Source organism: Micromonospora sp. MH33 (genome assembly GCF_003013775.1).
Taxonomy (GTDB): Bacteria; Actinomycetota; Actinomycetes; order Mycobacteriales; family Micromonosporaceae; genus Micromonospora; species Micromonospora fulviviridis.
This window is the reverse complement of sequence record NZ_MUYZ01000076.1, coordinates 1-24129: the sequence shown is the minus strand read 5'-3', so window position 1 is coordinate 24129 and position 24129 is coordinate 1. Positions and strand designations below refer to the sequence as shown.

General features: G+C 72.7%; 22 protein-coding genes and 3 pseudogenes. 11 read left to right on the top strand and 14 right to left on the bottom strand.

Translation table 11 applies throughout. The features are described 5' to 3' along the window. Positions 1-209, bottom strand: a pseudogene (locus B0E53_RS38665) (murein transglycosylase); the annotation flags it as partial. Positions 210-247: 38 nt separating this feature from the next. On the opposite strand from B0E53_RS38665, the gene B0E53_RS14670 reads away from it, so the two are divergent. Together B0E53_RS14670 and B0E53_RS14665 are read left to right on the top strand one after the other, a co-directional pair. Next, a complete protein-coding gene (locus tag B0E53_RS14670) occupies positions 248-469 on the top strand; it encodes a zinc ribbon domain-containing protein (RefSeq protein ID WP_107076575.1) in 222 nt (73 codons plus the stop codon). A 155-nt stretch (positions 470-624) separates the two neighbouring features. After that, positions 625-3423 (top strand): adenylate/guanylate cyclase domain-containing protein, encoded by a 2799-nt coding sequence (locus tag B0E53_RS14665; protein WP_348639661.1) that lies wholly within the window; start codon positions 625-627, stop codon positions 3421-3423. A gap of 70 nt (positions 3424-3493) precedes the next feature. Here B0E53_RS14665 and B0E53_RS14660 read toward each other — a convergent pair whose 3' ends face one another. Next, a complete protein-coding gene (locus tag B0E53_RS14660) occupies positions 3494-4033 on the bottom strand; it encodes a phospholipase (RefSeq protein WP_107076574.1) in 540 nt (179 codons plus the stop codon). Between the two features lie 175 nt (positions 4034-4208). Here B0E53_RS14660 and B0E53_RS14655 point away from each other — a divergent pair, with 175 nt between their 5' ends. From B0E53_RS14655 to B0E53_RS38655, 3 genes are all read left to right on the top strand, one after another. Further along, entirely contained in the window at positions 4209-4982 is a 774-nt protein-coding gene (locus B0E53_RS14655; protein ID WP_107076578.1) for a helix-turn-helix transcriptional regulator, read from the top strand. 163 nt (positions 4983-5145) lie between these two features. Next, positions 5146-5403, top strand: a complete 258-nt coding sequence (locus tag B0E53_RS38660) for a hypothetical protein (protein ID WP_210406064.1) — start codon at positions 5146-5148, stop codon at positions 5401-5403. After that, positions 5376-5636, top strand: coding sequence for a hypothetical protein (locus tag B0E53_RS38655; RefSeq protein WP_210406063.1), 261 nt, complete (start codon positions 5376-5378; stop codon positions 5634-5636). The genes B0E53_RS38660 and B0E53_RS38655 overlap by 28 nt, the downstream gene beginning before the upstream one ends. A gap of 51 nt (positions 5637-5687) precedes the next feature. Here B0E53_RS38655 and B0E53_RS14645 read toward each other — a convergent pair whose 3' ends face one another. Continuing rightward, the gene (locus B0E53_RS14645; protein ID WP_107076573.1) at positions 5688-7346 is read right to left on the bottom strand and encodes a family 10 glycosylhydrolase; all 1659 of its coding nucleotides are present in this window, start codon (positions 7344-7346) and stop codon (positions 5688-5690) included. Between the two features lie 305 nt (positions 7347-7651). Here B0E53_RS14645 and B0E53_RS14640 point away from each other — a divergent pair, with 305 nt between their 5' ends. Further along, entirely contained in the window at positions 7652-9145 is a 1494-nt protein-coding gene (locus tag B0E53_RS14640; protein ID WP_107076577.1) for an amino acid permease, read from the top strand. A 67-nt stretch (positions 9146-9212) separates the two neighbouring features. Here the strand turns inward: B0E53_RS14640 and B0E53_RS14635 are convergent, their stop codons facing one another. Genes B0E53_RS14635 through B0E53_RS14615 form a run of 5 tightly spaced genes read right to left on the bottom strand, consistent with a single transcriptional unit; the run spans position 9213 to position 14904 of the window. Beyond that, positions 9213-10223: a glycoside hydrolase family 43 protein gene (locus B0E53_RS14635; protein WP_107076572.1), complete on the bottom strand. Its 1011-nt coding sequence runs from the start codon at positions 10221-10223 to the stop codon at positions 9213-9215. Continuing rightward, positions 10220-11044: a carbohydrate ABC transporter permease gene (locus B0E53_RS14630; RefSeq protein WP_107076571.1), complete on the bottom strand. Its 825-nt coding sequence runs from the start codon at positions 11042-11044 to the stop codon at positions 10220-10222. Before B0E53_RS14630 ends, B0E53_RS14635 begins: the two co-directional genes overlap by 4 nt. 10 nt (positions 11045-11054) lie before the next feature. After that, positions 11055-12017 (bottom strand): sugar ABC transporter permease, encoded by a 963-nt coding sequence (locus tag B0E53_RS14625; protein ID WP_107076570.1) that lies wholly within the window; start codon positions 12015-12017, stop codon positions 11055-11057. A gap of 6 nt (positions 12018-12023) precedes the next feature. Next, the gene (locus B0E53_RS14620) at positions 12024-13355 is read right to left on the bottom strand and encodes an ABC transporter substrate-binding protein (RefSeq protein ID WP_107076569.1); all 1332 of its coding nucleotides are present in this window, start codon (positions 13353-13355) and stop codon (positions 12024-12026) included. Between the two features lie 37 nt (positions 13356-13392). Beyond that, positions 13393-14904, bottom strand: coding sequence for an alpha-N-arabinofuranosidase (locus B0E53_RS14615; protein ID WP_107076568.1), 1512 nt, complete (start codon positions 14902-14904; stop codon positions 13393-13395). A 149-nt stretch (positions 14905-15053) separates the two neighbouring features. On the opposite strand from B0E53_RS14615, the gene B0E53_RS14610 reads away from it, so the two are divergent. After that, positions 15054-16055, top strand: coding sequence for a LacI family DNA-binding transcriptional regulator (locus B0E53_RS14610; RefSeq protein ID WP_107076567.1), 1002 nt, complete (start codon positions 15054-15056; stop codon positions 16053-16055). A 23-nt stretch (positions 16056-16078) separates the two neighbouring features. Here the strand turns inward: B0E53_RS14610 and B0E53_RS14605 are convergent, their stop codons facing one another. The 3 genes and pseudogenes from B0E53_RS14605 to B0E53_RS14595 form a co-directional block, all read right to left on the bottom strand. Next, the gene (locus B0E53_RS14605) at positions 16079-16804 is read right to left on the bottom strand and encodes a methyltransferase domain-containing protein (RefSeq protein WP_107076566.1); all 726 of its coding nucleotides are present in this window, start codon (positions 16802-16804) and stop codon (positions 16079-16081) included. 161 nt (positions 16805-16965) lie between these two features. Next, a pseudogene (locus B0E53_RS14600) lies at positions 16966-17211 on the bottom strand (hypothetical protein); the annotation flags it as partial. Positions 17212-17249: 38 nt separating this feature from the next. Next, positions 17250-18887 carry an ABC-F family ATP-binding cassette domain-containing protein gene (locus B0E53_RS14595; protein WP_107076564.1) on the bottom strand — a complete coding sequence of 546 codons (1638 nt, stop codon included), beginning with the start codon at positions 18885-18887 and terminating at the stop codon, positions 17250-17252. Between the two features lie 89 nt (positions 18888-18976). On the opposite strand from B0E53_RS14595, the gene B0E53_RS14590 reads away from it, so the two are divergent. From B0E53_RS14590 to B0E53_RS14580, 3 genes are all read left to right on the top strand, one after another. Beyond that, the gene (locus B0E53_RS14590; protein ID WP_107076563.1) at positions 18977-19747 is read left to right on the top strand and encodes an ROK family protein; all 771 of its coding nucleotides are present in this window, start codon (positions 18977-18979) and stop codon (positions 19745-19747) included. Between the two features lie 91 nt (positions 19748-19838). Continuing rightward, positions 19839-20204 (top strand): tetratricopeptide repeat protein, encoded by a 366-nt coding sequence (locus B0E53_RS14585; protein ID WP_107076562.1) that lies wholly within the window; start codon positions 19839-19841, stop codon positions 20202-20204. 59 nt (positions 20205-20263) lie between these two features. Continuing rightward, the gene (locus B0E53_RS14580; RefSeq protein ID WP_046564396.1) at positions 20264-20518 is read left to right on the top strand and encodes a Smr/MutS family protein; all 255 of its coding nucleotides are present in this window, start codon (positions 20264-20266) and stop codon (positions 20516-20518) included. Between the two features lie 70 nt (positions 20519-20588). Here the strand turns inward: B0E53_RS14580 and B0E53_RS14575 are convergent, their stop codons facing one another. Continuing rightward, a complete protein-coding gene (locus tag B0E53_RS14575) occupies positions 20589-21269 on the bottom strand; it encodes an MFS transporter (RefSeq protein WP_168215318.1) in 681 nt (226 codons plus the stop codon). Positions 21270-21550: 281 nt separating this feature from the next. Between B0E53_RS14575 and B0E53_RS14570 the strand changes: the two genes are divergently transcribed. Beyond that, on the top strand, positions 21551-22720 hold the full coding sequence (locus B0E53_RS14570) for a low temperature requirement protein A (RefSeq protein ID WP_168215317.1): 1170 nt from the start codon (positions 21551-21553) through the stop codon (positions 22718-22720). Between the two features lie 25 nt (positions 22721-22745). On the opposite strand, the gene B0E53_RS14565 is transcribed toward B0E53_RS14570, so the two are convergent. Together B0E53_RS14565 and B0E53_RS14560 are read right to left on the bottom strand one after the other, a co-directional pair. Beyond that, positions 22746-23348, bottom strand: a complete 603-nt coding sequence (locus B0E53_RS14565; protein ID WP_107076560.1) for a dihydrofolate reductase family protein — start codon at positions 23346-23348, stop codon at positions 22746-22748. 95 nt (positions 23349-23443) lie between these two features. Next, positions 23444-24129: pseudogene (locus tag B0E53_RS14560) on the bottom strand (peptidase); the annotation flags it as partial.

The following is a 24129-nucleotide window of genomic DNA, read 5'->3' as shown; positions in this document are numbered from 1 at the left end:
TCCGACTCCGACTCCGGCTCGACCCGCTTTGCCTTCGGGTCGACGGATGCCGTCTTCACATCAGCCCTGCTGCCGGCGGCCGGGTCGGGCGCCGCGCCGCTGCGGGGGCGGGGGACGGGGCCGGCGCCGCCGTCGGGCGGCGCGGCCGGTCGCAGGGGCCGAACCTTCGATCGCTGCTCGCCGTCCACCACCCGTCGAGTATCACCCATGGCTGTCGAGGCGTCAGGTCCGGTCGTACGCTGGTGGCATGCCCCGCTACGAGTTCCGCTGCCGCGCCTGCGGCGACACCTTCGAGGTCAACCGCCCGATGGCCGAGGCCGCCCAGCCGGCCTCCTGCCCGCAGGGACACGCCGACACGGTGAAGCTGCTCTCCACCGTCGCGGTCACCGGCCGGGGCGGCTCCGGGCCGGTGGGCGGGGCGTCGGCCCCGGCGGGCGGCGGCTGTTGCGGTGGTGCCTGCGGCTGCTGACGGCCCGCCCGCCCTCGGCCCGCCGGTCGATCCGGCCTGCCGCCCGTGTGATCCTTGGCACCTTGGGTCGGAATCTGCCCGGCCGTTCTCACGATGCGTGACCGCGTGACCATAGGGCAGCATGAAGCCGACGTCACGGGGCGGAGGTTCCACGCATGTCGCCACGGATCGACCTCCCGAGCGGATGGGTGACCTTCGTCTTCACCGACATCGAGGGCTCCACGCGCCTGGCCCAGCTGCTCGGTCCGGGCTACCGCCCGGTGCTGCGGGAACACCGCCGGCTGTTGCGCCACACGCTGGCCGGCACCGACGGGGCGGAGCTGTTGACCGAGGGCGACTCGTTCTTCCTCGCCTTTCCGGACGCGGCCACCGCGGTGCACGCCTGCCTCACCGCGCAACGCGCGCTGGCCGGCCACGACTGGCCCACCCCGGAGGCCGCCCCCCGGGTCCGGATGGGCCTGCACACCGGGTACGCCGAACCCGGCGACGGCGAGTACGCCAGCCCTGAGGTGCACCGAGCGGCCCGGGTCGCCGCGGCCGCCCACGGTGGACAGGTGCTCTGCTCGGCCGCGACCGCCCGGCACGCCGACCCGCTGCCCGACGGGGCGTCCCTGTTGGACCTCGGGCTGCACCGGCTGCGCGGCTTCGACGACCGGGAGCGGTTGTTCCAACTCGTCGCGCCCGGCCTGGAGCGGAGCTTCCCGCGGCCGCGTACCGCCGACGCGGTGGCGCACAACCTGCCCACCCAGGTCACCTCGTTCGTCGGCCGGGAGGCCGAGCGGGCCGAGCTGCGGCGGCTGGTCGAGACGTACCGGCTGGTGACCGTGCTGGGCGCGGGCGGGGCCGGCAAGACCCGGCTGGCGGTGGAGCTGGCCTCCGGGGTGGTCGAGGCGTACCCGGACGGGGTGTGGTTCGTCGACGTCGCCGCGGTGACCGATCCGGGGCTGGTCGCGTTCGAGATCGCCGCCGTGCTCGGGCTCCGCCCGGAGCCCGGCCGCCCCATGGTGGACACCCTCGTCGAGTACGCGGCGGCCCGGCGGATGCTGGTCGTGCTGGACACCTGCGACGCCCAGCCGGCCGCCTCGGCCGAGGTGATCTCCCGGCTGCTGGCCGGTGGCCGGGGCGTGCGGGTGCTGGCCACCAGCCGGGAGTCGTTCGGCGTGCCCGGCGAGGTGGTGTGGCGGATCCCGCCGCTCTCGGTGGACCCCGGCCCGGACGGTGGGGCGAGCGACGCGGTGGCCCTGCTGCTGGACCGCACCACGGCGGCCCGGGGCGGCCGGGCGCCGGACCCCGCCGAGCAGGCCGACCTGCGCCGGGTGGTGCGCCGGCTGGACGGTCTGCCGCTCGCCATCGAGCTGGCCGCCGCGCGGCTGCGGGTGCTCTCGGCCGGGCAGCTCGCCGAGCGTCTCGACGACATGCTGGGCACCCTGGACGCCGGGCGGGAGGAGCTGGAGCCGGCCCCCGGTGGAGGTCGGCTGGACCGGCGACCAGCAGGACACGGTCGATCTGGTGGCCGCCGCGACCGGGGCCGCCCCGGCCACGCCGGCGAGCCGGGCGGTGCAGCGCTCGGCCAACGAGCGGCACCTGACCATGCAGGCCACGGTCACCTGGTCGTACCGGACGCTGGGGCGCGCTCCGCCCGGCTGCTGCGCTGGCTGGCCGTCTTCGCCGGCCCGGTGGACCTGCCGACCGTGCAGTGGCTGCTCGACGACGACCCGCTCGACCCGCTGTCGGTGCTGGTGGACAAGTCGATGGTGCTGGCCGAGCCGCGCGCCTCGGGCAGCACCTACCGGATGCTGGACCCCATCCGGGCGTACGCGGCCCGGCGGCTGATCGAGGCCGGCGAGGAGCAGAACGCCCGGGACCGGCATGTCGCCTGGTCCCGGCACGCCCTGGCCCGCGCCCACCTGGGCCCGGACGGCCGGCCGGTCACCCTCTCCCTGTACGCGCTCGACCCGCTGGCCGGGGAGTTGCGGGCCGCGCTGCGCTGGTGCGCCACGGGCGGCAGCGCCCGGTCCGGACTGCGGCTGGCCGGCGGGCTGGACCAGTGGTGGCGGGAGCGCGGGCTGGCCCGGGAGGGGCGGCTCTGGCTGTTCCGGCTCTACGGCCGGATCGCCGAGACCGGGGAGCCGATCCCGGAGGCCGAGCTGGCGGCGGCGTACCACATGCACTCGCTGCACGCCGGGGCGGACGGCGAGTTCGCCGAGGAGCTGCGCTACTCGCAGCGGGCCGAGGCGGCCGCTCGGCAGGCCGGCGACCTGGGGCTGCTGGCCCGGGTGCTCGCGGGCCGGGCCGCGCCGCTGGTCGACATGGGACAGTTCGTCGAGGCGGAACGGGTCTGCCGGGAGGTCATCGACTGGGCGTACGCCCAGGACGTGGTCTCCGACGCGCTGCTCGCCGTCTACAACCTCGCCGAGCTGCTCTGGCGGCGGGGCGCGCTGGACGAGGCGGCGGAGGTGCTCGGCGCGGCCCGCCCGGTGGAGGCGGCCCGCCCGGTCGAGCGGGGTCGCCGCTCGGTGGACATGCTGCTCGGCCTGGTGGCGCTGGCCCGGGGCGATCTGGTCGCCGCGCACGAGCACCTGCTGGTGGCGCTCCGGTCCCGGATGAGCCACGGTTACCTGGGCCGGGCCTGCGACACGTTGAACGCGATCGCGGTGCGGTGCGCGCTGGGCGGGGAGCCGGTGGCCGCCGCCCGGCTCTTCGGGGCGGCCCAGGCCACCCGGGCGAGCCTGCGCGCCACCCCGGGCATCTACGGCCCGTACTGGCTGGCCCGCCAGGCGGAGCTGCGGCGCACCCTCGGCGACGCCGCGTTCGACGCCGCCTACGCCACCGGCGCCGCCCTCCGTCTGGAGGAGGCCACGGCCCTGGCTCTCGACCTCGAACACCCCGACCTCACCACTCCCGACTCCCCCCGCTTCGCGGCCCCCGCTCCGCGCCGCTCCACCGCGAGTTGACCAGGAGGTTCGCGTCGTGGCCCGGGCCTCCGGCGACGCGAACCTCCTGATCGGCGTCTGGGGGAGGGGCTCAGCGGAGGGCGGCCCGGCGTTCGGCGTCGGACTTCATGCGGGCGGCGCGGTCGAGGTCGGCCTGCTGGACGGCGGCCACGGAACCGAAGACGCTGACCGCCTCGTAGTAGGTCCAGGCCAGGCTGTAGCAGGCGGGCCGCACCACGGCGTTGTACGTGGCGCAGACCCGCTTCAGGTCGGCGTAGAAGGCGCTGTCCAGCCGGGACTTGTTGGCCGCGAACACGCCCATCGCCTTGTGGTTGCGGTAGCCGAAGTCGTGCCGGTAGCAGGAGAGGCTGAAGTTGAAGCCGAGCGGGTTGTCCGGGCTCGACGAGCAGTAGTCGGTCGACCAGTCGAAGGCGTACGCCGTCCACGCGGACTTGTTCAGCCTTGCGGAGTTCCAGGCGTTGTAGCTGGTGGCGCTGGTCTGGGTCCAGCTGGAAAGCACGGCGAGCTTCTGCTCGGTGGTCACCGCGGCGGCGGCGGGGGTGGCCACGCCGACGGCGGTGAGCAGGGCGATCGTGCCGGCGGCGAGCAGGGTGGTGAGACGTCGGGTCACGGGTACCTCCCCGGGGGTGTGGGTCAGATGTCGATGATTTTCGATCAACGGGGGAACCGGGGGCGATGACTCGGGCGACGTGTTGGTGACATGCGTCGAAACAGACGAATGCCTTGCGCCGGCGCCCGCCGGCCATATACTCGTGTACGAGTAATCGCATGCGAGGAGGATGGCGGTGGCAAAGCGACGCCGGGTCGGGAACCTGCTGGCCCTCGCCGTGCTCGCGGCGCTTGCCGAGCGGCCCCGCCACCCCTACGAGATCGCCGCCGTGCTGCGCGAGCGCGGCAAGGACCAGGACATGCCGATCAAGTGGGGCTCGCTCTACACGGTCGTGGCGAACCTGGAGCGGCACGGCCTGCTGGCGGCGGTGGAGAGCGGCCGGCAGGGGCGGCGCCCGGAGCGCACCGTCTACCGGATCACCGACGCGGGCCGCGCGGAGCTCGTCGACTGGACCCGGGAGCTGGTCGCCGTCCCGGAACGGGAGCAGCCCCGGTTCGAGGCCGGCCTGTCGGTGCTGGGCGTCCTCGGGCCCGACGAGGCGATCGAGCTGCTGCGGCAGCGCCTCGACCGGCTGGAGGGCCAGCTCGCCGCGCAGCGGGCCGCGCTGGCCGGGCACGCCCGCGAGGTGCCCCGGATCTTCCTCATCGAGGCCGAGTACGACCTGGCCGTCCGCGAGGCCGAGGCCACCTGGGTGCGCGGCCTGCTCGACGAGCTGACCACCGGCGCGCTGCCGGGGGTGGCCGAGTGGCGGGCCTGGCACGAGACCGGCGCGGTGCCGCCCGAGTGGGCGGACCTGGCGGAGAGGGGAACCGAGCCGCACAGAGACCCGGCGGACCTGGCGGAGAGGGGAACCGAGCCGCACAGAGACCCGGCGGACCTGGCGGAGAGGGGAACCGAGCCGCGCAGAGACCTGGCGGACCTGGCGGAGAGGGGGACCGAGCCGCACTGACAGTGGACCCCGGCGGGGTGCGGGAACACCGCCGCCGGGGCCCTGACCTGCGAACCGAGACCGCGGGAACGGCAACCCGGCCGCAAGGTGGCAACCGCAACGATAACCGGGCTCCCGTCCCCGGGTCGGTTCGTGCCCGCACGATCCGAGACCGGAGGAAGAGATGAGCACGAAGGACCTGCGCGCGCCCAAGCGCAAGCTGCTGCCCGAGATGGAAGGGGCGACCGCCCGCTGGTACGCCCGCAACCGCGGCTCCGCCGCCCAGCTGGCCGAGTACCGGCGGCAGGCCGCCCGGCTGGCGGAGGGGCTGCCCGCCGGGGCGGCGGTGCTGGAGGTGGCGCCCGGCCCCGGCTACCTGGCCGCCCGGTCCGGGCGCTGGACGAGCTGCACCGGGTGCTGCGGCCCGGTGGCCAGGCGGTGATCCACGACCTGCGGGCCGACGCCTCCGCCGCGGACATCGAGCGGGAGGTGGCCCGGATGGGGTTGCGCGGGCTGGACGCCTTCTGGACCCGCTCGGCGCTGCGGATGCTGCGCCGCCGGGCGGTCACCGCCGGCGCCTTCGCCCGGCTCGCCGCGGAGAGCGCCTTCGGCGGCGCCGAGGTGGACCGGGACGCGCTGATCGGGCTGGAGGTCCGGCTGCGCAAGGCCGGCTGAACACGGCGACGCCCGGGACCCGCGAGCGGGCCCCGGGCGTCACCGGTCGGGTCAGCGCACGAAGCGCGGCGGGCTGACCGGGCCCTCGTTCCAGAGCCGGTCCAGCGCGGTCACGTAGTAGGTGTGCGTGCCGGCCGTCGCCGTGGTGTCCACCCAGGACTGCACGTCGCCGTCCGTGCCGCGGACGGTGGCGACCAGGTGGGACGCGTCGGCGAAGTCGCAGCGGTCGGCCAGGCCGACGCCGTCGAACCGGTAGATCGCGTACGCGGCGGCCTCGCCGAACGGGCCCTTGCCGTCGGCCGGCTGCCGCCAGCTCAGGCGTACCCCGTCGTCCTGCCGCTCGGCGCGGGTGACCACCGGGGAAAGCAGCGGCTTGGCGGGCAGCTGCGACATGGTCGGCACCAGCGCCGGACGGGAGTAGTGCTCCGCCGCGTAGATGTCGGTGGCGCCGAGGCGGTTCGCCCGCACCTGCACCGCGGAGAAGTGCACGTTGCCGAGCACCTCCGGGTACGACCGGTTGAGCGTCAGGTGGTTCGACAGCTCCTGCGGGTTCATCCAGAACGAGCCGTACGCCGGGTCACCGCTCTTGTAGTCGGCCTGGCCGATGTAGAGCTGCACGTTGGTGCCGCGCACGGTCTCCGCCCACCACGGCACGAGCCGCGCGTAGTCGGCGGCCGGGTACTGGCCGATGTACCAGTAGAGCTGCGGCACGATGTAGTCGATCCACTCCTCCTTGACCCACTTGCGGGTGTCGGCGGAGATGATGTCGTACGACTGCGAGCCGGTGGTGTCCGAGCCGTTCGGGTCGGCCGACTTGTTCCGCCAGATGCCGAACGGGCTGACGCCGAACTTCACCCAGGGCTTGACCGACTTGATCTTGGCGTTCATCTCCTGGATCAGCAGGTTGATGTTGTCCCGCCGCCAGTCGGCCTTGTCCGTGAAGCCCCGGTTGTACTGGGCGAAGGTGGCGTCGTCCGGGTACTGGTACGTGCCGCTCGGGTACGGGTAGAAGTAGTCGTCGAAGTGCACGCCGTCGACGTCGTACCGCTTGACCGCGTCCATCATGGCGGTCTGCACGAACTCGCGGACCTCGGGAACGCCGGGGTTGTAGTAGAGCCGGCTGCCGGCGACCCCGGCCGGCGGGTAGGCGAACACCCAGTCCGGGTGCTGGCGCACCGGGTGGTTCGGGGCGAGCTTCGAGATATCGGCGCCCGCGCCGCCGGGGGCCGGCATGGAGACCCGGTACGGGTTCATCCAGGCGTGGAACTCCAGGTTCCGCTTGTGCGACTCCTCGACGAGGAAGGCCAGCGGATCCCAGCCCGGGTCCTGGCCGCGGACGCCGGTCAGGTACTCCGACCACGGCTCGACCGCGGAGGGCCAGAACGCGTCCGCCGTCGGGCGGACCTGGACCACGACGGCGTTGTGGTTGAGCTTCTGGGCCAGGTCGAGCCAGGCCAGGTACTCCGCCTTCTGCTTGGCGATCTGGTCGGGCGCGGTCCAGGACGCCTTGGTGGGCCAGTCGATGTTCGTCACCGAGGCGATCCACATGGCCCGGAACTGCCGCTTGGGGACGGCCGGGTCGGTGACGCAGGTGGTCGCGGTGGAGTCGGTCGCCGTGTCGCTCTCCGCGGCGCTCGCGGGGGTGCCGGCGACGAGCGCGCCGAGCAGCGCCACGGCCAGCCCGGCGGCTCTGAGCCGAGTTGCCTTCATGCGGTGCGGTCCCTTCGTTGGGGCTCCCGGGGGCGGTGTCGGGTGGCGGAGGACGCCCGGCGCATCCGGCAAGATTCGCCGCAGAGCATCTGTCGCCGGTAGAAAACTTTCATCAATCCGCAGGCGGCGCAAGACCTCCGGGCGGATCGATGCGCAGGTCGGCCCGAATGTCCGAGGGTGAATCGGGCCACAGCCCGGTCCGTGACCCTCCCGACACGGGCCGTACCGGATTACCGGGCCGGGGCCCTGGGTAGCTTGCCCGGTCACGGACCGCCACGTTGGTGGTCGCACGGTGGGAGGTGATCATGTCCGTCCTGCGGACCAAACCGATCGGGGACGTGCTCGCGCAGGGTGAGGCCGACGGCGAGGACGGCCGGCCCGGGCTGCGCCGCCGGCTCGGCTCGATCGACCTGATGGGCTTCGGGATCGGCATCGTGATCGGCACCGGCATCTTCACGCTGACCGGTATCGAGGCGAAGAACCACGCCGGACCCGGCGTGGTGATCTCCTTCGCCATCGCCGGCGTGGTCGCGCTGCTCGCCGCGCTCTGCTACGCCGAACTGGCCTCCAGCGTGCCGACCGCCGGCAGCGCCTACACCTACGCGTACGCGACGATGGGCGAGATCGTCGCCTGGATCATCGGCTGGGACCTGCTGCTGGAATTCGCGCTCGGCTCGGCCGTGGTCGCCCGGGGCTGGTCCGGCTACCTGGCCTCGTTGCTCAACCTGCCCAGCGCCTGGTTCGCCGAGGAGGGCAGCGTGGTCAACCTCGGCGCCATCGCGATCGTGCTGATCCTCGGCGCCGTCGGCATCGTCGGCATCCGGGAGTCCGCCCGGGTGACCAACCTGCTGGTCCTGGTCAAGGTCGCCATCTGTGTCTTCATCGTGGTCGCCGGGCTGTTCTTCGTGAAGGCCGCCAACCTCAGCCCGTTCATCCCGTCGACCGAGCCGGCCGGCGCGGGCGAGGACGGCATCCGGCAGCCGGTCACCCAGGCCGTCTTCGGGCTGGAACCGTCCGTCTTCGGCTTCGCCGGGGTGCTCACCGCCGCCGCGGTGGTGTTCTTCGCGTACACCGGCTTCGAGGCCGTGGCGAACCTCGGCGAGGAGACCCGCAAGCCCCGCCGCGACCTGCCGCTGGGCCTGCTCGGCACGCTGGGCATCTCCACCGTGCTGTACATCGGCGTCTCGCTGGTGGTGGTCGGCATGGTGCGCTACACCGACATCGACGAGGGCGCCCCCATCGCCTCGGCCTTCGAGGCGGTCGGCGCGGGTTGGGCCGCCGTGCTGGTCTCCATCGCCGCCGTCGCCGGCCTGACCAGCGTCATCCTGGTCGACCTGGTGGCCATGGGCCGGATCGGCTTCGCCATCGCCCGCGACGGCCTGATCCCGCCGTCGATCGCCAAGGTCCACCCGCGCTGGGGCACCCCGTACCGGATCTCCGCGATCATGACCGTCGGCGTGGCCCTGCTCGCCGGCTTCCTGCCGCTCTCCGCGCTGGCCGACCTGGTCAGCATCGGCGCGCTCTGCGCGTTCGTGCTGGTCTCGCTCGCGGTGCCGATCCTGCGCCGGCGGCGCCCGGAGCTGGAGCGGCCGTTCAAGGTGCCGTTCTCGCCGGTGCTGCCGATCGTGTCCGCGCTGGCCTGCCTCTACCTGATGCTCAACCTGTCGGTGGAGACCTGGCTCCGGTTCCTCGCCTGGATGCTGCTCGGCGCGATCATCTACTTCGGCTACGGCCACCGGAAGAACCGCCTGGCCCGCCGCGAGCAGCGGGCGGACCGGGAGCCGGCCGTGACGAGTTGACCGACCGCCGAAAGACGACATCGCGGTATCCCGGCACCGGGGATACCGCGATGTCGCGTCCTGCGGGTCACAGGCGCGGCTGGGGCTCCGCCGTCGGACCCTTCACCACGGGCCGGCCGTCGGTCCAGACCACCTCGTCGAGCCAGACCTGGCGGCCCGGGTCGGTGCTGCCCTCCTGTCCCGGCGGCCAGGCGTGGTACAGCAGCCAGGTGCGGCCGTCCTTCTCGATCATCGAGGCGTGGCCGGGGCCGGAGGCGACCGCGTTGGACCGCAGGATCGGGTTCTCCGCGGCCTTCACGCACGGCCCCGTCGGGCTCTCGCAGACCGCGTAGCCCTCGGCGTAGCTCGCCTGGTCGTAGGCGTTGGCGGCGAAGAAGAGCAGCAGCCGCCCGTCGTGCCGGTGGAAGAACGGCCCCTCGACCAGCGTGCCCTCCCAGGGCTCGGTCTGCTTGAGCAGCTTCGTCGGCGTGCCGACCAGCCGCAGCCCGTCCGGCGAGAGGCGCTGCGACCAGAGCCAGGTGTCCACCCCGACGGCGTTGCCGTCGTTCTTCCAGAGCAGCCACAAGCTGCCGTCCGCGTCCCGGTACGGACTGGCGTCGATCGAGCCACCCAGCTCCGCCTGGCAGACCAGCGGCCCGGCCGCGTCGTCCCGGTACGGCCCGAGCGGGCCCGCCGCCACCGCCCGGCCGACGCACTGCCGGCCGGAGGCCCGGTCGGCCACCGTGTAGTAGAGGACGAACCGCTCCGGGGCGAGCTGGATCGCCTCCGGCGCCCAGGTCTTCCCGGCGTCGGCCCAGTCCGGCAGGTCCGGCAGGGCGTCACCGGCCGGGGTCCAGTCGACCAGGTCCGGCGAGGTGAGCACCGGGACGTTCCGGCCGCCCGAGTTGGTGTGGAACAGGTACCAGGTCTCGCCGACCCGGATCGCCTGCGGGTCCGGGGCGTCGCTGCGGACGACCGGGTTGGTGAACACGCGCGCGCCCTCCGGCGTACTCGATGGGGTTTCTCCGCTGCCGCAACCGGCGACGAGCAGCGCGGCGGCCAGGGCCGCCGCGCCTCGTCGGGTCCTCCGGTCGATCATCCCTTCAGGCCGCTGCGGGACACGCCCTGAATGATGTGCCGCTGGGCGAGCACGAACAGGATCAGCACCGGCACGCTGGCCAGCACCGCCCCCGCCATGATCACCGGGTAGTCGGTCACGTAGGCGCCCTGGAGCAGGCCCAGACCGGCCGGCAGGGTCAGCCGCTCCGGGCTGAACAGCACGTAGACCGGCCACAGGAAGTCGTTCCAGTTGGTCAGGAACGACAGCACCGCGAGGGTGGCCAGCGCCGGCTTCGACAGCGGCAGCAGCACCTGGGTGAAGACCTGCCAGTGGTTCGCCCCGTCCAGCACGGCCGCCTCCTCCAGCTCGGCCGGCACGGAGAGGAAGAACTGGCGCAGGAAGAAGACCCCGAACGCGCTCGCCGCGCCGGGCACCACCACCACCGTGAGGGTGTCGATCCAACCCAGCTGATCGGCGATCACGAAGTTCGGGATGATCAGCGAGGTGGGCGGCAGGAACAGCGTCCCGACGATCAGCGCGAAGCTCAGCCGCCGGCCCCGGAACCGCAGCCGGGCCAGCGCGTACGCGGCCATCGACGCGGTGACGAGCACCAGCAGCGTGTGCAGGCTGGCGGCGAGCATGCTGTTGACGAACCAGCGCAGCACCGGGTTGGCGGTGTTGTTGACGATCTGGTCGTAGCCGTAGGTGGAGAACGGGTTCGGCAGCCAGCTCGGCGGGTCCTGCTGCGCGTCGTCGTACGTCTTCAGCGAGGTCAGGGCCATCCAGACCAGCGGGGTCACGAACACCGCGGTGATCAGGACCAGCGCGGCGTAGCGCACGGCCCGACGCACGTTCGTCATGGTCGTCCCCTCAGTCTTCCCGGTAGCGGAACAGCCGGAAGTTGACGATGCTGACCACCGCCAGCAGCAGCGCGAAGAGCACGCTCATCGCGGACGCCTGGCCGACGTCGTAGTTGCGCAGCCCCTCGTCGACGATCCGCCAGACCACCGTCCGGGTCTGCTCACCCGGCGCGCCCTGCGTGATCAGGAAGGACTGCCCGAAGACGTTCGCCGAGGCCAGGATGGTCGTGGTGAGCACGAAGAGCAGCACCGGGCGCAGCCCGGGGAGGGTGACGTGGCGGAACCGGTCCCAGGCGCTCGCGCCGTCGACCCGCGCCGCCTCGTACAGCTCGGCCGGGATGTCCTGGAGCCCGGCCAGGTAGATCACCGCGTTGAAGCCGCAGGTCCACCAGACGGTCACGCCGACCAGGGAGACCCAGGCCCACGGCACGTCGGTCACCCAGGGGGTGTCCGCGGGCAGCCCGACCGCGTCGAGCAGCCGGTTCACCAGACCGAGGTTCGCGTCCAGCAGGAAGCGCCACAGCAGGCCGATCACCGCGACACCGAGCACGTACGGGGCGAAGAACGCGGCCCGGAAGAACGTCCGGCCGGGGAACTTCTCGTTCAGCAGCAGGGCCAGGCCCAGCGGGACCACCACCAGCAGCGGCACCGACAGCACCGTGAAGATCGCCGTCGCCCGGACGGCGGCCCACCAGTCCGCGTAGTCGGCCGAGTCGCTGGAGAACAGGTCGCGGTAGTTCTCCAGCCCGACGAACGGCCGGTTCGGCAGCTGGAGGTCCCACTGGTGCAGGCTGAACCAGACCCCGAACAGGATCGGCGCCAGCCCGAAGACCAGGAAGAGAACCAGGTACGGCGCGAGGAAGAGGTAGGGCGTCGCCCGGTGCCCCCGTTCCGTCACGCCCCGGCGGCGGGCGCGGCCCGCCGGGGGCGGCGCGTCACCACGCGCCGCCCCGACCTCGATCACGTCCGCCACGGCGGATCAGCTCCCGTACTTCTTGCGGTTGTCCTCGAGCTGCTTGTTCGCCTTGGCCACCCCGTCGTCCAGCGCCTGCTTCGGCGACTTCTTGCCCAGCGCGGCCTCGTTGAAGGCGTTGTAGAAGGTAACCATCACCTCGCCGAGGCCCGGCGCGGCCGGCGGGAAGGCGGCGTACTCCAGCTCGGGAGCGAGCCCGCTGATCTCCGGCAGGGCCTTGAACTCGGCGCCCTCCCGGACCGCCTTGCGGGCCGGGATCTGGCCACCCTTGGCCCAGTCGAGGGAGTGCTGGCTGAGCCAGTTGATGAAGACCTTGGCGCCGGAGACCTTGTTGTTGTCGGCGCTGCGCTGCTTGACGATCGTGAAGTTGTGCGAGTTCGCCCACGCGGCCTTCTGGCTGCCGATCTGCGGCAGCGGGGCGACGCCCCACTGCACCTGGGGGCTCTTCTTCAGGTCGTTGATCTGCCAGATGCCGTTCCAGTTGAAGGCGTTCTTGCCGCTCTTGAGCGCCAGGTAGTCGGCGTCCTGGCCGACGTTGGCGGGGGAGAAGCCCTGCTTGACCATGTCGACCAGCCAGGTGCACGCCTCGACGGCCGGATCGGAGTTGAAGGTCGCCTTCGCCACCTCGCCGTCGAAGAGCGTCCCGCCCCACTGGTGCAGCAGGCTGTAGAAGGTCATGCCGCCGGTGAACTGGAAGGGGCTGACCCAGAAGCCCTGGATGCCCGACTTCTTCAGCTCGGTGAGCGCCGCGGTGTACTCGTCCTTCGTCGTCGGCGGCTTGTTCGGGTCCAGCCCGGCCTTCTGCATGACCCCCTTGTTGTAGTAGAAGCCCAGCGGGTGCATGTCCAGCGGGATGCCGTACCGCTTGTCGTGGTAGAGGCCGCCCTTCCACACCGTCGGGGCGAAGTCGCCCTCGCTCAGCTCCAGGGTCTTGGCCACGTCGTCCAGCTCCGTGATCACGCCGCGGGCGGCGAAGGTGGCGAGCTGGTCCATGTGCATGACCGCGATGTCCGGCCCGTTGCCGCTGGAGACCGCGCCGGGCAGCTTGCTGTAGTAGTCCTGCCACTCGTAGGTGATCACGCTGACGGCGATGTTCTGGTGCTCGGTGTTGAACTGCTCGACCAGCTTCTTGAAGATGTCGCCGTCGCCGCCGGTGAAGCCGTTCCACAGCTTCAGGTCGACCTTCGGGCCGGTGTACTCCTTACCGCCGTTGCCGGCCGCGGTGGACCGGTCGGAGCTGCTGCCGCCGCCGCAGCCGGCCAGCGTCAGCGTGGCCGCCGCGCCGAGGCCGAGGCCGAGGCCGAGCAACCTGCGCCGGCTCATCTCGTTCTGGATCATGCGTACTCCTTGGGGGACGGGATGCAGTATTGCCTGGTCACGACTGAGGTGCGAAGCGCAGCAGGTTCCAGGAGCAGGCGGGCAGCGCCACGGAGCACCGGCCGCCGTCGGGGGTGGGGGTGGTGAGCTGCCGGGGCGTCACCCGGGTGGGCTCCGCCTCGGTGTTCGAGGCGGCCGGGTCGGCGCCGGCCGCGAGGGTGACGTGTTCCACCGCGCGCAGGCCGGGCAGCCCGCGCAGGTCCAGGTCGAGCGGGAGCTCGTTCGGGCCGCGGTTGACCGCGAAGACGGCCAGCTCGCCGGTCTCCTCGTCGTGCACGGCGACGGTGTCCAGCACCGGCACCTCGCCGTACCGCTTCGTCTCGTACGTCGGGCCGACCGGCTCGGTGCGCAGCACGGTGCCGCGCGCGTGCCGGGCGGTCAGGGCGAACGGGTGGAAGATGCTCTGCCGCCAGGCCGGCCCACCGGTCCGGGTCCGGATCGGGGCGATCACGTTGGCGAGCTGCGCCTGGCAGGCCACCCCGACCCGGTCGGCGTGCCGGAGCAGGGTGATCAGGAGGTCGCCGACCACCACCGCGTCGACGGCGTTGTAGTCGTCCTCGATCAGGGCCGGTGCCTCGACCCAGCCGCGCCGGTCCAGGTCGGCCTGGAGGCGGGACTGGTACCAGACGTTCCACTCGTCGAAAGAGATCTTCAGCCGGCGCTTCTGCCGCTGCTTGGCCGCCACGTGGTCGGCGGTGGCGACCACCTCGCGGATGAAGTTGTCCATGTCCACGGCCGAGGCCAGGATGCTGGCCCGGTCGCCGTCGGACGGGTCGTAGTAGGTGTGGGCCGAGATGTAGTCGACGTGCTCGTAGGTGTGCTCCAGCACGGTCGCCTCCCAGGAGGCGAAGGTCGGCATCCCCCGGTTGGAGCTGCCGCAGGCGACCAGGCTGATCGAGGGGTCGATCAGCTTCATGGCGCGGGCCGTCTCGGCGGCGAGCCGGCCGTACTCGTCGGCGGTCTTGTGGCCGACCTGCCACGGCCCGTCCAGCTCGTTGCCGAGGCACCAGAGCCGCACCCCGTACGGCTCCTCGGCGCCGTGCTTGCGGCGCAGGTCGGACAGCTGGGTGCCGCCCGGGTGGTTGGCGTACTCCAGCAGGTCGCAGGCCTCCTGCACGCCGCGGGTGCCGAGGTTGACCGCCATCATCGGCTCGACGCCGGCCTCGGCCGCCCAGGTCATGAACTCGTTCAACCCGAACGCGTTGGTCTCGACGGTCTTCCAGGCCAGGTCGAGCCGGCGCGGGCGGTCGCCGACCGGGCCGACGCCGTCCTCCCAGCGGTAGCCGGAGACGAAGTTGCCGCCGGGGTAGCGGACCACCGAGACGCCCAGTTCGCGGGTCAGTTCCAGCACGTCCCGCCGGAAGCCGCGCGGGTCGGCGTTCGGGTGCCCGGGTTCGTAGATCCCGCCGTAGACGCAGCGCCCCATGTGCTCGACGAAGGAACCGAAGAGGCGACGGTCGGCCGCGCCGATGGTGAAGGTCGGGTCGATCGTCAGCTGCGCGTTCGGCACGGTGCCACCCTTTCCTCGGTGCTGTCCCGGGTGACCTCGGTCACCGGTGTCCCTGGTTTGTACAACGTTGTAAGCAACGATGTAAAGAGGTCGTTACGTCGTCGTGACGCGGTAGAGTGCGCCCCAGCAGTCACCCGGGAGGAAGCTCAGTGCGGCACAGGCTCAAGGACGTCGCGGAACGGGCCGGCGTGTCGGTGAAGACCGTCTCCAACGTGGTCAACGGCTACCAGCACGTCCGCGCGGACACGCGCGCCCGGGTCGAGGCGGCCATCGCCGAACTCAACTACCGCCCCAACCTCTCCGCCCGCAACCTGCGCAAGGGGCGCACCGGGGTGATCGCCCTGGCCGTGCCCGAGCTGGACATCCCCTACTTCGCCGAGCTGGCCCGGCACGTGGTCACCGCCGCCGCCGAGCACGGCTGGACGGTGCTCATCGACCAGACCGGCGGTGGCCCGGAGCAGGAACGCAAGGCGGCCAGCGGGATCGGCGACCACATGATCGACGGTCTGATCTTCAGCCCGCTCGCGCTCACCGCCGACGACCTCGCCGGCCTCGACGGCATGCCCATGGTGCTGCTCGGCGAGCGGGTCGACCACGGCCCCGCCGACCACGTGGTGATCGACAACGTGGCCGCCGCTCGGGAGATCACCGCCCACCTGGTCGGGCTCGGCCGCCGCCGGATCGCCGCGATCGGCTCGCAGCGCACCCCCGAGGGGGCCAGCGCCCGGCTCCGCCTGGCCGGCTACACCGCCGCGCTGGCCGACGCCGGCATCGCCTACGACGAGCGGTTGGTGGCGCCCGCGCCCGCCTGGCACCGCGCGGACGGCGCGGCCGCCATGCGGCACCTGCTCTCCACCGGGGTACGCCCCGACGCCGTCTTCTGCTTCAACGACACCCTGGCCCTCGGCGCGCTGCGCGCCCTGCACGAGGCCGGCCTGCGGGTGCCCGACGACGTCGCCGTGGCCGGCTTCGACGACATCGAGGACGGCCGCTTCTCCATCCCCACCCTCAGCACCGTCGCCCCCGACAAGGAACGCATCGCCCGCCTCGCCGTCGAACTCCTCGCCAACCGCCTGACGGCCGACCGGGAGGCCCCACCCCGGGAACTGGTAGCCCCCCACCGCCTGGCCCTACGCGAATCCGCCCCCTGACCCCACCCCTCCTCCGCTCCCGGTCAGTCGAAGAAGCGGGCCAGGTGGGACTTGGGTGGGGGTGGGGCGTCCGGGGGGAGGGGGGTGAGGTCGGCGAAGATGGAGGCGCCGTCGCAGCCCACGTGCAGCGGGTACCAGCGCGGGGTGCCGGGCGGCCGCTGACCGCAGATGCCCTTGACGGTCTGCACGTCCAGCAGGCGGACGTGGGTCGGGTCGGCCACCGCGTTCACGTGCCGCCACCAGGGGCTCATCACGTGCAGCACGCCGCCCGGGCGCAGCACCCGGTGGCACTCGTCCAGCAGTGGCAGGAAGTCGATCAGGTGCTCCAGGATGTGCACCGCGAAGAACACGTCCACCGAGTCGTCGGCCAGCGGCAGCGAGCCGGACAGGTCCGCCACCGCGTTCACCCCGGGTGCCGGGTAGATGTCCAGCCCCAGGTTCCCCGGCCACTGCTTGGTCGCCCCGCAACCCAGGTCCACCACCACCGGCGCGCGCCCGGCGACGCTCACCCGGCACCAGACGCCGAGCACCCCGGCCAGCCGGCCCACCAGGTCGCGGACCAGCCGCAGCTCGGCCGGGTCGGCGACCGCGCCGTCGAGGTGGGCGACGCCCCGGTCGAAGCGCACCGCCACGGTCAGCCCGCGCAGCCGCTCGTCGTGCCGGGCCAGGTCGGCCCACGCCTCGGTGAGGAAGCCGTCGACCTCCCGCAGCCGCTCGCCCGACAGTGCGGATTGCGCCATCGCCACCATGCGCCCACCTCCGGGCGGCGCGATACCCGCATCCCCGCCCGATATGCCTCCCCTGCCCGAATCCGGGCCACCGCCGACCGGCGCGGCGGTCAGCCAGTGATGGTGCGGCGGGCGGTGCGGGAGCCGCGCATCCGCTGGCGGGGCTGCGGAGCGGCCGCCTTCGGCCGTTTCAGGTGGTAGCGGTGCAACTCGTTGTTGCCGGGCAGCGACGGGTCCTCGCTCATCGCGACCAGTTCCCAGCCCTGGTCACCGGCCCGGTTCAGGTGGGCCAGCGCGGTGTCGCCGTACGGCGTGACGTCGATCATGGAGCCGTCCGGGCCGTACCAGATGAAGACGACCTCCCACCCGATGTCGGTGGTGGCGGCCTGGCGGCGGCGGACCAGCAGCGCGTACTCCCACTTGAACATGGGGTCATTCTCACCCCGCGCGACCGGGTCAGCACGGATCAATCCTCGGCGATCCGTCCGTCCGCCACCCGCAGCCGCCGGTTCACGCTCACCGCGTCCAGCATCCGCCGGTCGTGGGTCACCAGCAGCAGCGTTCCCGGGTAGCCGGCCAGCGCCGATTCGAGCTGCTCGATCGCCGCCAGGTCGAGGTGGTTGGTCGGCTCGTCGAGCACCAGCAGGTTCACCCCGCGCCCCTGGAGCAGGGCCAGCGCGGCCCGCGTCCGCTCGCCGGGGGAGAGGGTGGCCGCCGGCCGCAGCACGTGGTCGGCCCGCAGGCCGAACTTGGCCAGCAGCGTCCGCACGTCCGCCGGGCTCAGCTCGGGTACGGCGGCGCCGAACGCGTCCAGCAGGGGCTGGTCGCCGAGGAAGAGCCCCCGGGCCTGGTCCACCTCGCCCACCACCACGCCCGGGCCGAGCGCGGCGTGCCCCTCGTCCAGCGGCAGCCGGCCGAGCAGCGCGGCCAGCAGGGTGCTCTTGCCGGAGCCGTTCGCCCCGGTGATCGCCACCCGGTCGGCCCAGTCGATCTGGAGGTCCACCGGGCCGAGGGTGAAGTCGCCACGGCGTACCACGGCGCCCCGGAGCGCGGCCACGACGGCGCCGGCGCGGGGCGCGGCGGCGATCTCCATCCGCAGCTCCCACTCCTTGCGCGGCTCCTCGACCACCTCCAGCCGCTCGATCAACCGCTCGGTCTGCCGGGCCTTCGCGGCCTGCTTCTCGGTGGACTCGGAGCGGAACTTGCGGCCGATCTTGTCGTTGTCGGTGGCCTTGCGGCGGGCGTTCTTCACGCCCTTCTCCATCCAGGACCGCTGCGTCCGGGCCCGCGCCTCCAGCTGGGCCCGGGTGCCGGCGTACTCCTCGAACTCCTCGCGGGCGTGCCGGCGGGCCACCTCGCGCTCCTCCAGGTAGGCCGCGTAGCCGCCGCCGAAGTGGTTGACCTGCCCCTGGTGCAGGTCCAGCTCCACGATCCGGGTGACCGTGCGGGTGAGGAACTCCCGGTCGTGGCTGACCAGCACGGTGCCGGCGCGCAGCCCGGTGACGAACCGCTCCAGCCGGTCCAGGCCGGCCAGGTCCAGGTCGTTGGTGGGCTCGTCGAGCAGGAAGACGTCGTACCGGCTGAGCAGCAGCGAGGCCAGCCCGGCCCGGGCCGCCTGGCCGCCGGACAGGCCGGTCATCGGGTGCTCCAGGTCGACGCGGAGCCCCAACTCGGCGGCGACCTGCTCGGCTCGCTCGTCCAGGTCGGCCCCGCCCAGGTCGAGCCAGCGCTCCAGCGCCGTGGCGTACGCGTCGTCCGCGCCCGCCGCGCCGGCGGTCAGCGCCTCCGTGGCGGCGTCCAGCGCCGCCTGCGCCGCCGTCACCCCGGTACGCCGGGCCAGGAAGTCCCGGACCGTCTCGCCCGGCCGGCGCTCCGGCTCCTGCGGCAGGTAGCCGACGGTGGCGGCGGGCGGGTTCAACGCCACCGACCCCTGCTCCAGCGGCTGGAGCCCGGCGAGGGTGCGCAGCAGGGTGGACTTGCCGGCGCCGTTCACCCCGACCAGCCCGACCACGTCGCCCGGGGCGACCACCAGGTCCAGGTCGGTGAAGAGGAGGCGGTCGCCGTGCCCGGCGGTGAGGTCCTTGGCGATCAACGTGGCGCTCATGAGGAGATCGAGCCTACCGGCGCGGCCGGCCGCGGCGAATCGGATGACCCGGGCTCGGGACGCCAACGGGGTGAGGAAGACTCACAGCCGTGGTGACCACTCTGGCGATCGACTGCGGGGGCGGCGGCATCAAGGCCTCCGTGCTGGACGTCGCGGGGACGATGCGGGCCCGTCCGCTGCGGGTCCCCACGCCGTACCCGCTGCCGCCGGCCCTGTTCGTCAAGACGCTGCTGGACCTCGGCGGCCGGCTGCCCACGGCGGACCGGCTCACCGTCGGGATGCCCGGCATGATCCGGCACGGCGTGGTGGTGGCCACCCCGCACTACGTGACCCGCTCCGGCCCGCGCAGCCGGGTCGACCCCGACCTGGTCGCCGAGTGGTCCGGGTACGACGTGCGCAGCGCCCTGGCCGAGGCGTTCGGCGTCCCGGCGCTGGTGCTCAACGACGCCGAGGTGCACGGCGCGGGCGTGGTCGCCGGGACCGGCTGCGAGCTGGTGCTGACCCTCGGCACCGGGCTGGGCAGCGCGCTCTTCGACGGCGGGGTGCTCGCCCCGCACCTGGAGCTGTCGCACGCCCCGGTGCGCTGGAACACCACCTACGACACGTACGTCGGGGAGCCGGAACGGCGGCGGCTGGGCGACGCCTTCTGGTCCCGGCGGATCCGCCAGGTCGTGGACGGCCTGCGGCCGGTGTTCCGCTGGGACCGGCTCTACCTGGGCGGCGGCAACTCGCGGCTGATCCGGCCGGAACAACTGGCCCGGATGGGCGACGACGTCGTGGTCGTCCCGAACACGGCCGGCATCGTCGGTGGTGTCCGGGCCTGGGACCTGGTGGGCGACCGGTACGACCCGACCCCCTGAACGCGATCACACCCGAAGGAACACTCGCGGTACGGCTGGTGTTGTGCCAGCGTCGGACAAAGGGCTGGCGCGACACGAGGAGGTGGGTCGAGTGGATCTTCTGGCGGAGTACCGGCGGGCGACCATGTTCTTCGAGGCGGGTGACCCGACCGGAGCGGCCCGGCTGCTCGAGCCCATCGTCGAGGCCGAGCCGGGCAACTCCTCGGTACGGCAGCTGCTGGCCCGGGCGTACTTCCAGTCGGCCCAGCTCAACCGGGCCGAGGAGCAGTTGCGCGAGCTGGTCGACCGGGACCCGAGCGACCACTACGCGCACCACGTGCTGGGCCGGACGCTGGAGCGGATGAACCGTCCCGCCGACGCGCTGCGGCACCTGCGCATCGCGGTGGCCATGTACTCGACCAACGCCGACTACACCGCGGCGCTGCGCCGGGTGGAGGGCAAGGTCGGCGGTCGCTGACGGTTGACGACGAAGGGCAGCCCTGCCGGGCTGCCCTTCGTCGTACCTACGATGGGCTGGTGAAGCTCAAGCTCGATCTCCATGACATCTACAACCGCGGCCACGACATCGACCGCGCGCTGCGCGGGATCATGGACGAGGCGGTGGCGAAGAAGGCCACCCTCGTGGAGATCATCCCGGGCAAGGGCTCCGGCCAGCTCAAGAAGAAGGTGCTGCGCTTCCTCGACCAGAAGGACGTCAAGCAGCTCTACCACCGGGTCGAGAAGGACTCGAAGAACTTCGGCCGCCTCTTCGTGCATTTCCGCTGGAAGTAGGAGCCCCCGGCTTCCCTACGCGTCGCCAGCCGGCGGCGCAACGGGCTGGTTCGCCACGATCGGCGGATTGTCAGTGCCCTGGGCCGCCGAGCCAGGTTCCACCGGGGAGCGGCGGCGTAGCGGGGGCGGTCGGCGGGCGGGGCGGGGACGGACGCACGACCCACATGGCGATGCCGCTCGCTACGGTGCCGGCCAGCGCGACCATGGCCACCGGCACGTCGACCAGGAACACCGTCCGCCAACTCATCGCCTGCGCCAGCATGCCGCTCGCGACGGGTCCGAGCAGGAGAGCGGCGCCGAGCGCGAGGCCGAGCACCAGCCGGGCCCGGGAACGCCAGCGGCCCAGCTGACCGGACAGGGCGAGGGCGACGCCGACCGCGGTTCCGGCACCCAGCCCGGCGATCACCCGCCCGACCGCCAACAGTGCGGCCCCCGGCGTGAACGCGCTCACCACGCTCCCGACGATCAGGAGTACCAGCGCCGGCACCGCGGTTGCGGTGGGCCACCGCCGGCCGAGCAGGTAGCCGGGCGCGACCAGGGCCAGCGTTGCGGCCACGTACTGTGCGACCACGGTCACGGTCATGGCCGAGGTGGACAGTCCGAGGTCGCGCTTGATCATGCTGACCAGCGGTCCGATGGGCGCCGTGAGGAGGGCGGCGGCGAGCAGTGCGCTGAATGCTGGCCCGGCGAGCGACCAGAGCGGGCGAACCACCGATGGTCGGGCCGGTGCGGGGTAGCCGGGCGGGATCACGCGGTGAGTGTATGGACCGGATCGTCGGTCGCCAATACCTCGCCCGAAGTCCCCCAGGGCGAAGAACGAGACGGCGATCAGCCGCAGCGCGAGCCGTTCGCGGTCCTCCGGCACCAGGCTTGGCTTCACCTGCCTACAGGCGCGAGCGACCCGGCTGCTTGTTACATCGTGGGCGGTCCGGGAAGGCCGAACGAGCGACGGGCCACTGCGGCGGCGCCGATAATCGTCGGGGACGCAGCGTCGCCCCGGGACCCGGCGTCGACGGGCGGCGGGAGGCGGGCATGACGACCGGAGGCGGCAGCGAGCTGGTGCGCCGGCCGAACGGGTCGACCCGGGCGACCCTGCTGGAGCTGCTCTTCGATGTCGTCTTCGTGGCGGCCCTGGCGTTGGTCTCGATGCTGATCGCGGATCGGGGCTCGTGGAACGGCGTCGCGCCGGTCGCCATCATGCTGATGGCGATCTGGTGGACCTGGTCGGTCACCTCGACCACCACCGACTTCTACGACCCCGATCAGCGACCGATCCAGGCCATCCTGATGGTGACCGCGCTGGGTGCCGTGGTGATGGCGGCGGCGGTGGCCGCCGACTCGCACGCCCTGGTCTTCGCCGTCGGCTACGTGGTCCCGCACCTCGTACGAGGTGCGGTGCTGGTGAGCGTGCTGCACCGGCACCGGCATCAGGCCGAGGGGCGGGCCGCGCGATTCCTCTTCTGGTTCCTGGTCTCCGGCGTCTTCTGGATCGGTGGGGCGCTGCTGGGGCTGCAGTGGACGCTCTGGGCCGTGGCGGTGGCGATCGACTACGTCTCGGCCGCTGCGCGCTACCCGATGCCCCGACTCGGCCGGGTGCCCGTCAGACAGTACGAGAAGACCACCGAGCACCTGGGCGAGCGCTACCAGCAGTTCATCATCCTGGCGCTCGGCGACATCATCCTGGTGCCGACCCTGAAGATCAGCGCCGCCGACTTCACCCACGCCCGGTGGGTCGCCTTTCTGAGCGCCTTCGCCGCCATGCTGCTGCTCTGGCAGATCTACGTCCGGGGGGCCGGTTCCATCGTGCGGACCACCGCGCCGCGACTGCTCCGGCGGGCGACCCGGCTGGCGCCGTACACCCACCTGGTCATGCTGTCCGGCGTCGTCTGCACCGCCGCCGGGTTCGACCTGGTCGTCGAGCGGCCTACCGGCGACACACCGGCGCGCTGGGTCGCCCTGATCCTCGGCGGGCCCGCGCTCTTCCTGCTCGGGCGCACCCTGTTCACCTACCGGATCCTCGGCGTGATCCCGTGGCACCGGGTGCTCTGGCTGCTGATCCTGCTGGCCGCGATGCCGTGGGTGGGCGGCTGGCCCCCGGTGCTGGTCACCACCCTCGCCGTGCTGATGCTGGCGGGGGTGGTGACCGGAGACGCCATGGGCGGGCGGTTGACCCGACCCCAGCCGCGGGGACGGCCCGGCTGACCGGGGACGGGTGCGGCCCGGAGCGTCAGTCCGTCTTGCGGACCCGGTAGGCAAGGTGGGTGACCTCGTTGCCCTGGACCACCCTGGTCGGCCCCTCCAACTGGACGGGGGCGATCTTCAGGCCGGCGAAGAACGGGATGCCGTCGCCCAACAGGACGGGGACGAGGTCGACGTGCACCTCGTCGAGCAGCCCGGCCTCCAGCACCTGCGTGGCGATGGTGCCGCCGTTGACGCCGACCTCCTTGTCGCCGGCGATCGCCTTCGCCCGGTCGATCGCGGCCTCGATGCCGTCGGTGACGAACACGAACGAGTCGCCCTCCCGGTCCCAGCCCTCCGGCACGTGGTGCGTGACCACGACGACCGGTACGTCCATCGGGTGCCGGCCGCCCCAGCCGTTCGTCATGTCGAACAGCCGCCGGCCGACGACCAGCGCCCCGGTCCGCTCGGTCAGCTCGCGCACGTGTTCCGCGCTCGCCGCCGACGTGCGGAAGGTCATGTCGGGGTTGGCCGTCGGCGTCTCCACGTCGCCGTTGCCGTACCACTGGAAGAGGTGTTCGAACCCACCGTGGGTCGCGTCGGCGATGTAGCCGTCCAGCGACATCGTGGCTCCGGTCGTCACCTTCGTCATCGTGCTGCTCCTCCGGTCGTGGGGCTGTCCTTCACCCGGAAGTAGAAGCTGGGGCCGCTCCCCTCGACATCCGTCCCGAAATTTTCCGTGGCCGGCTAGAGGGGATAGGTCCGGGCCACCGCCAGCATCTCCGAGCTGTGCGAGCCGACCACGCCGACGTCCGCCGGCCGGGCCCGGAACCCGGGCAGCCCGCTCAGCCCGTCGCTGGCGTCCATCGCCCGCAGGTTCACCTGTCCCGCCTTAGGCACCAGGGTCAGGGTGACCTCGACGCCCTCCGGCGGCGGGGCGTGGAAGACGACGCCGAAGCCCCACCGGCCGTCGCGGGCCTTGACCGGCACGTCCCGCCCGGCCACCGTTGCCGAGCGCACCTGTGCCGTGGTCGTGTCGACGTGCAGGGTCAGCAGCCGGACCGGTCGCTGGGGCAGCATCCGGACCCGCAGCACCCGCTGGTCTCCGGAGCGGGTGTCGGAGAGCGTCTCCAGCTTCGGGGCGGGCAGGTTCGCCGCCTGCGCCGGCCCGGCCCGCAGTTCGCCGTCACCCAGCCCCGGGAAGTCGTCGGCCACGGAGACGGTGCCGTCGACGTAGCCGGCGGTCCACGACTGCGGGTCGTCCTCGTGGCTGAGCCACCGCGCCGTGCCGGTGCCGGCGTCGAGGGCGTACATCAGGTGGGTCGGCACGGGGTGCGCGGCGTCGAAGCGGTCGACGGCCAGGCCGACCCCGGCGAGCACCACGGCGGCGAGCGCGGCGGCGCCGGCCGGCAGGGCGCCGAGCCGGCGGGCCT

Bases quoted from the DNA above. Each gene is read 5' to 3' on its own strand.
- B0E53_RS14595 (WP_107076564.1), bottom strand. From the start codon at position 18,887: ATGAGCGCCACGTTGATCGCCAAGGACCTCACCGCCGGGCACGGCGAC.
- B0E53_RS14640 (WP_107076577.1), top strand. From the start codon at position 7,652: ATGTCCGTCCTGCGGACCAAACCGATCGGGGACGTGCTCGCGCAGGGT.
- B0E53_RS14670 (WP_107076575.1), top strand. From the start codon at position 248: ATGCCCCGCTACGAGTTCCGCTGCCGCGCCTGCGGCGACACCTTCGAG.
- B0E53_RS14635 (WP_107076572.1), bottom strand. From the start codon at position 10,223: ATGATCGACCGGAGGACCCGACGAGGCGCGGCGGCCCTGGCCGCCGCG.
- B0E53_RS14630 (WP_107076571.1), bottom strand. From the start codon at position 11,044: ATGACGAACGTGCGTCGGGCCGTGCGCTACGCCGCGCTGGTCCTGATC.
- B0E53_RS14620 (WP_107076569.1), bottom strand. From the start codon at position 13,355: ATGATCCAGAACGAGATGAGCCGGCGCAGGTTGCTCGGCCTCGGCCTC.
- B0E53_RS14565 (WP_107076560.1), bottom strand. From the start codon at position 23,348: ATGACGAAGGTGACGACCGGAGCCACGATGTCGCTGGACGGCTACATC.
- B0E53_RS14570 (WP_168215317.1), top strand. From the start codon at position 21,551: ATGACGACCGGAGGCGGCAGCGAGCTGGTGCGCCGGCCGAACGGGTCG.
- B0E53_RS38660 (WP_210406064.1), top strand. From the start codon at position 5,146: ATGAGCACGAAGGACCTGCGCGCGCCCAAGCGCAAGCTGCTGCCCGAG.
- B0E53_RS14605 (WP_107076566.1), bottom strand. From the start codon at position 16,804: ATGGTGGCGATGGCGCAATCCGCACTGTCGGGCGAGCGGCTGCGGGAG.
- B0E53_RS14665 (WP_348639661.1), top strand. From the start codon at position 625: ATGTCGCCACGGATCGACCTCCCGAGCGGATGGGTGACCTTCGTCTTC.
- B0E53_RS14645 (WP_107076573.1), bottom strand. From the start codon at position 7,346: ATGAAGGCAACTCGGCTCAGAGCCGCCGGGCTGGCCGTGGCGCTGCTC.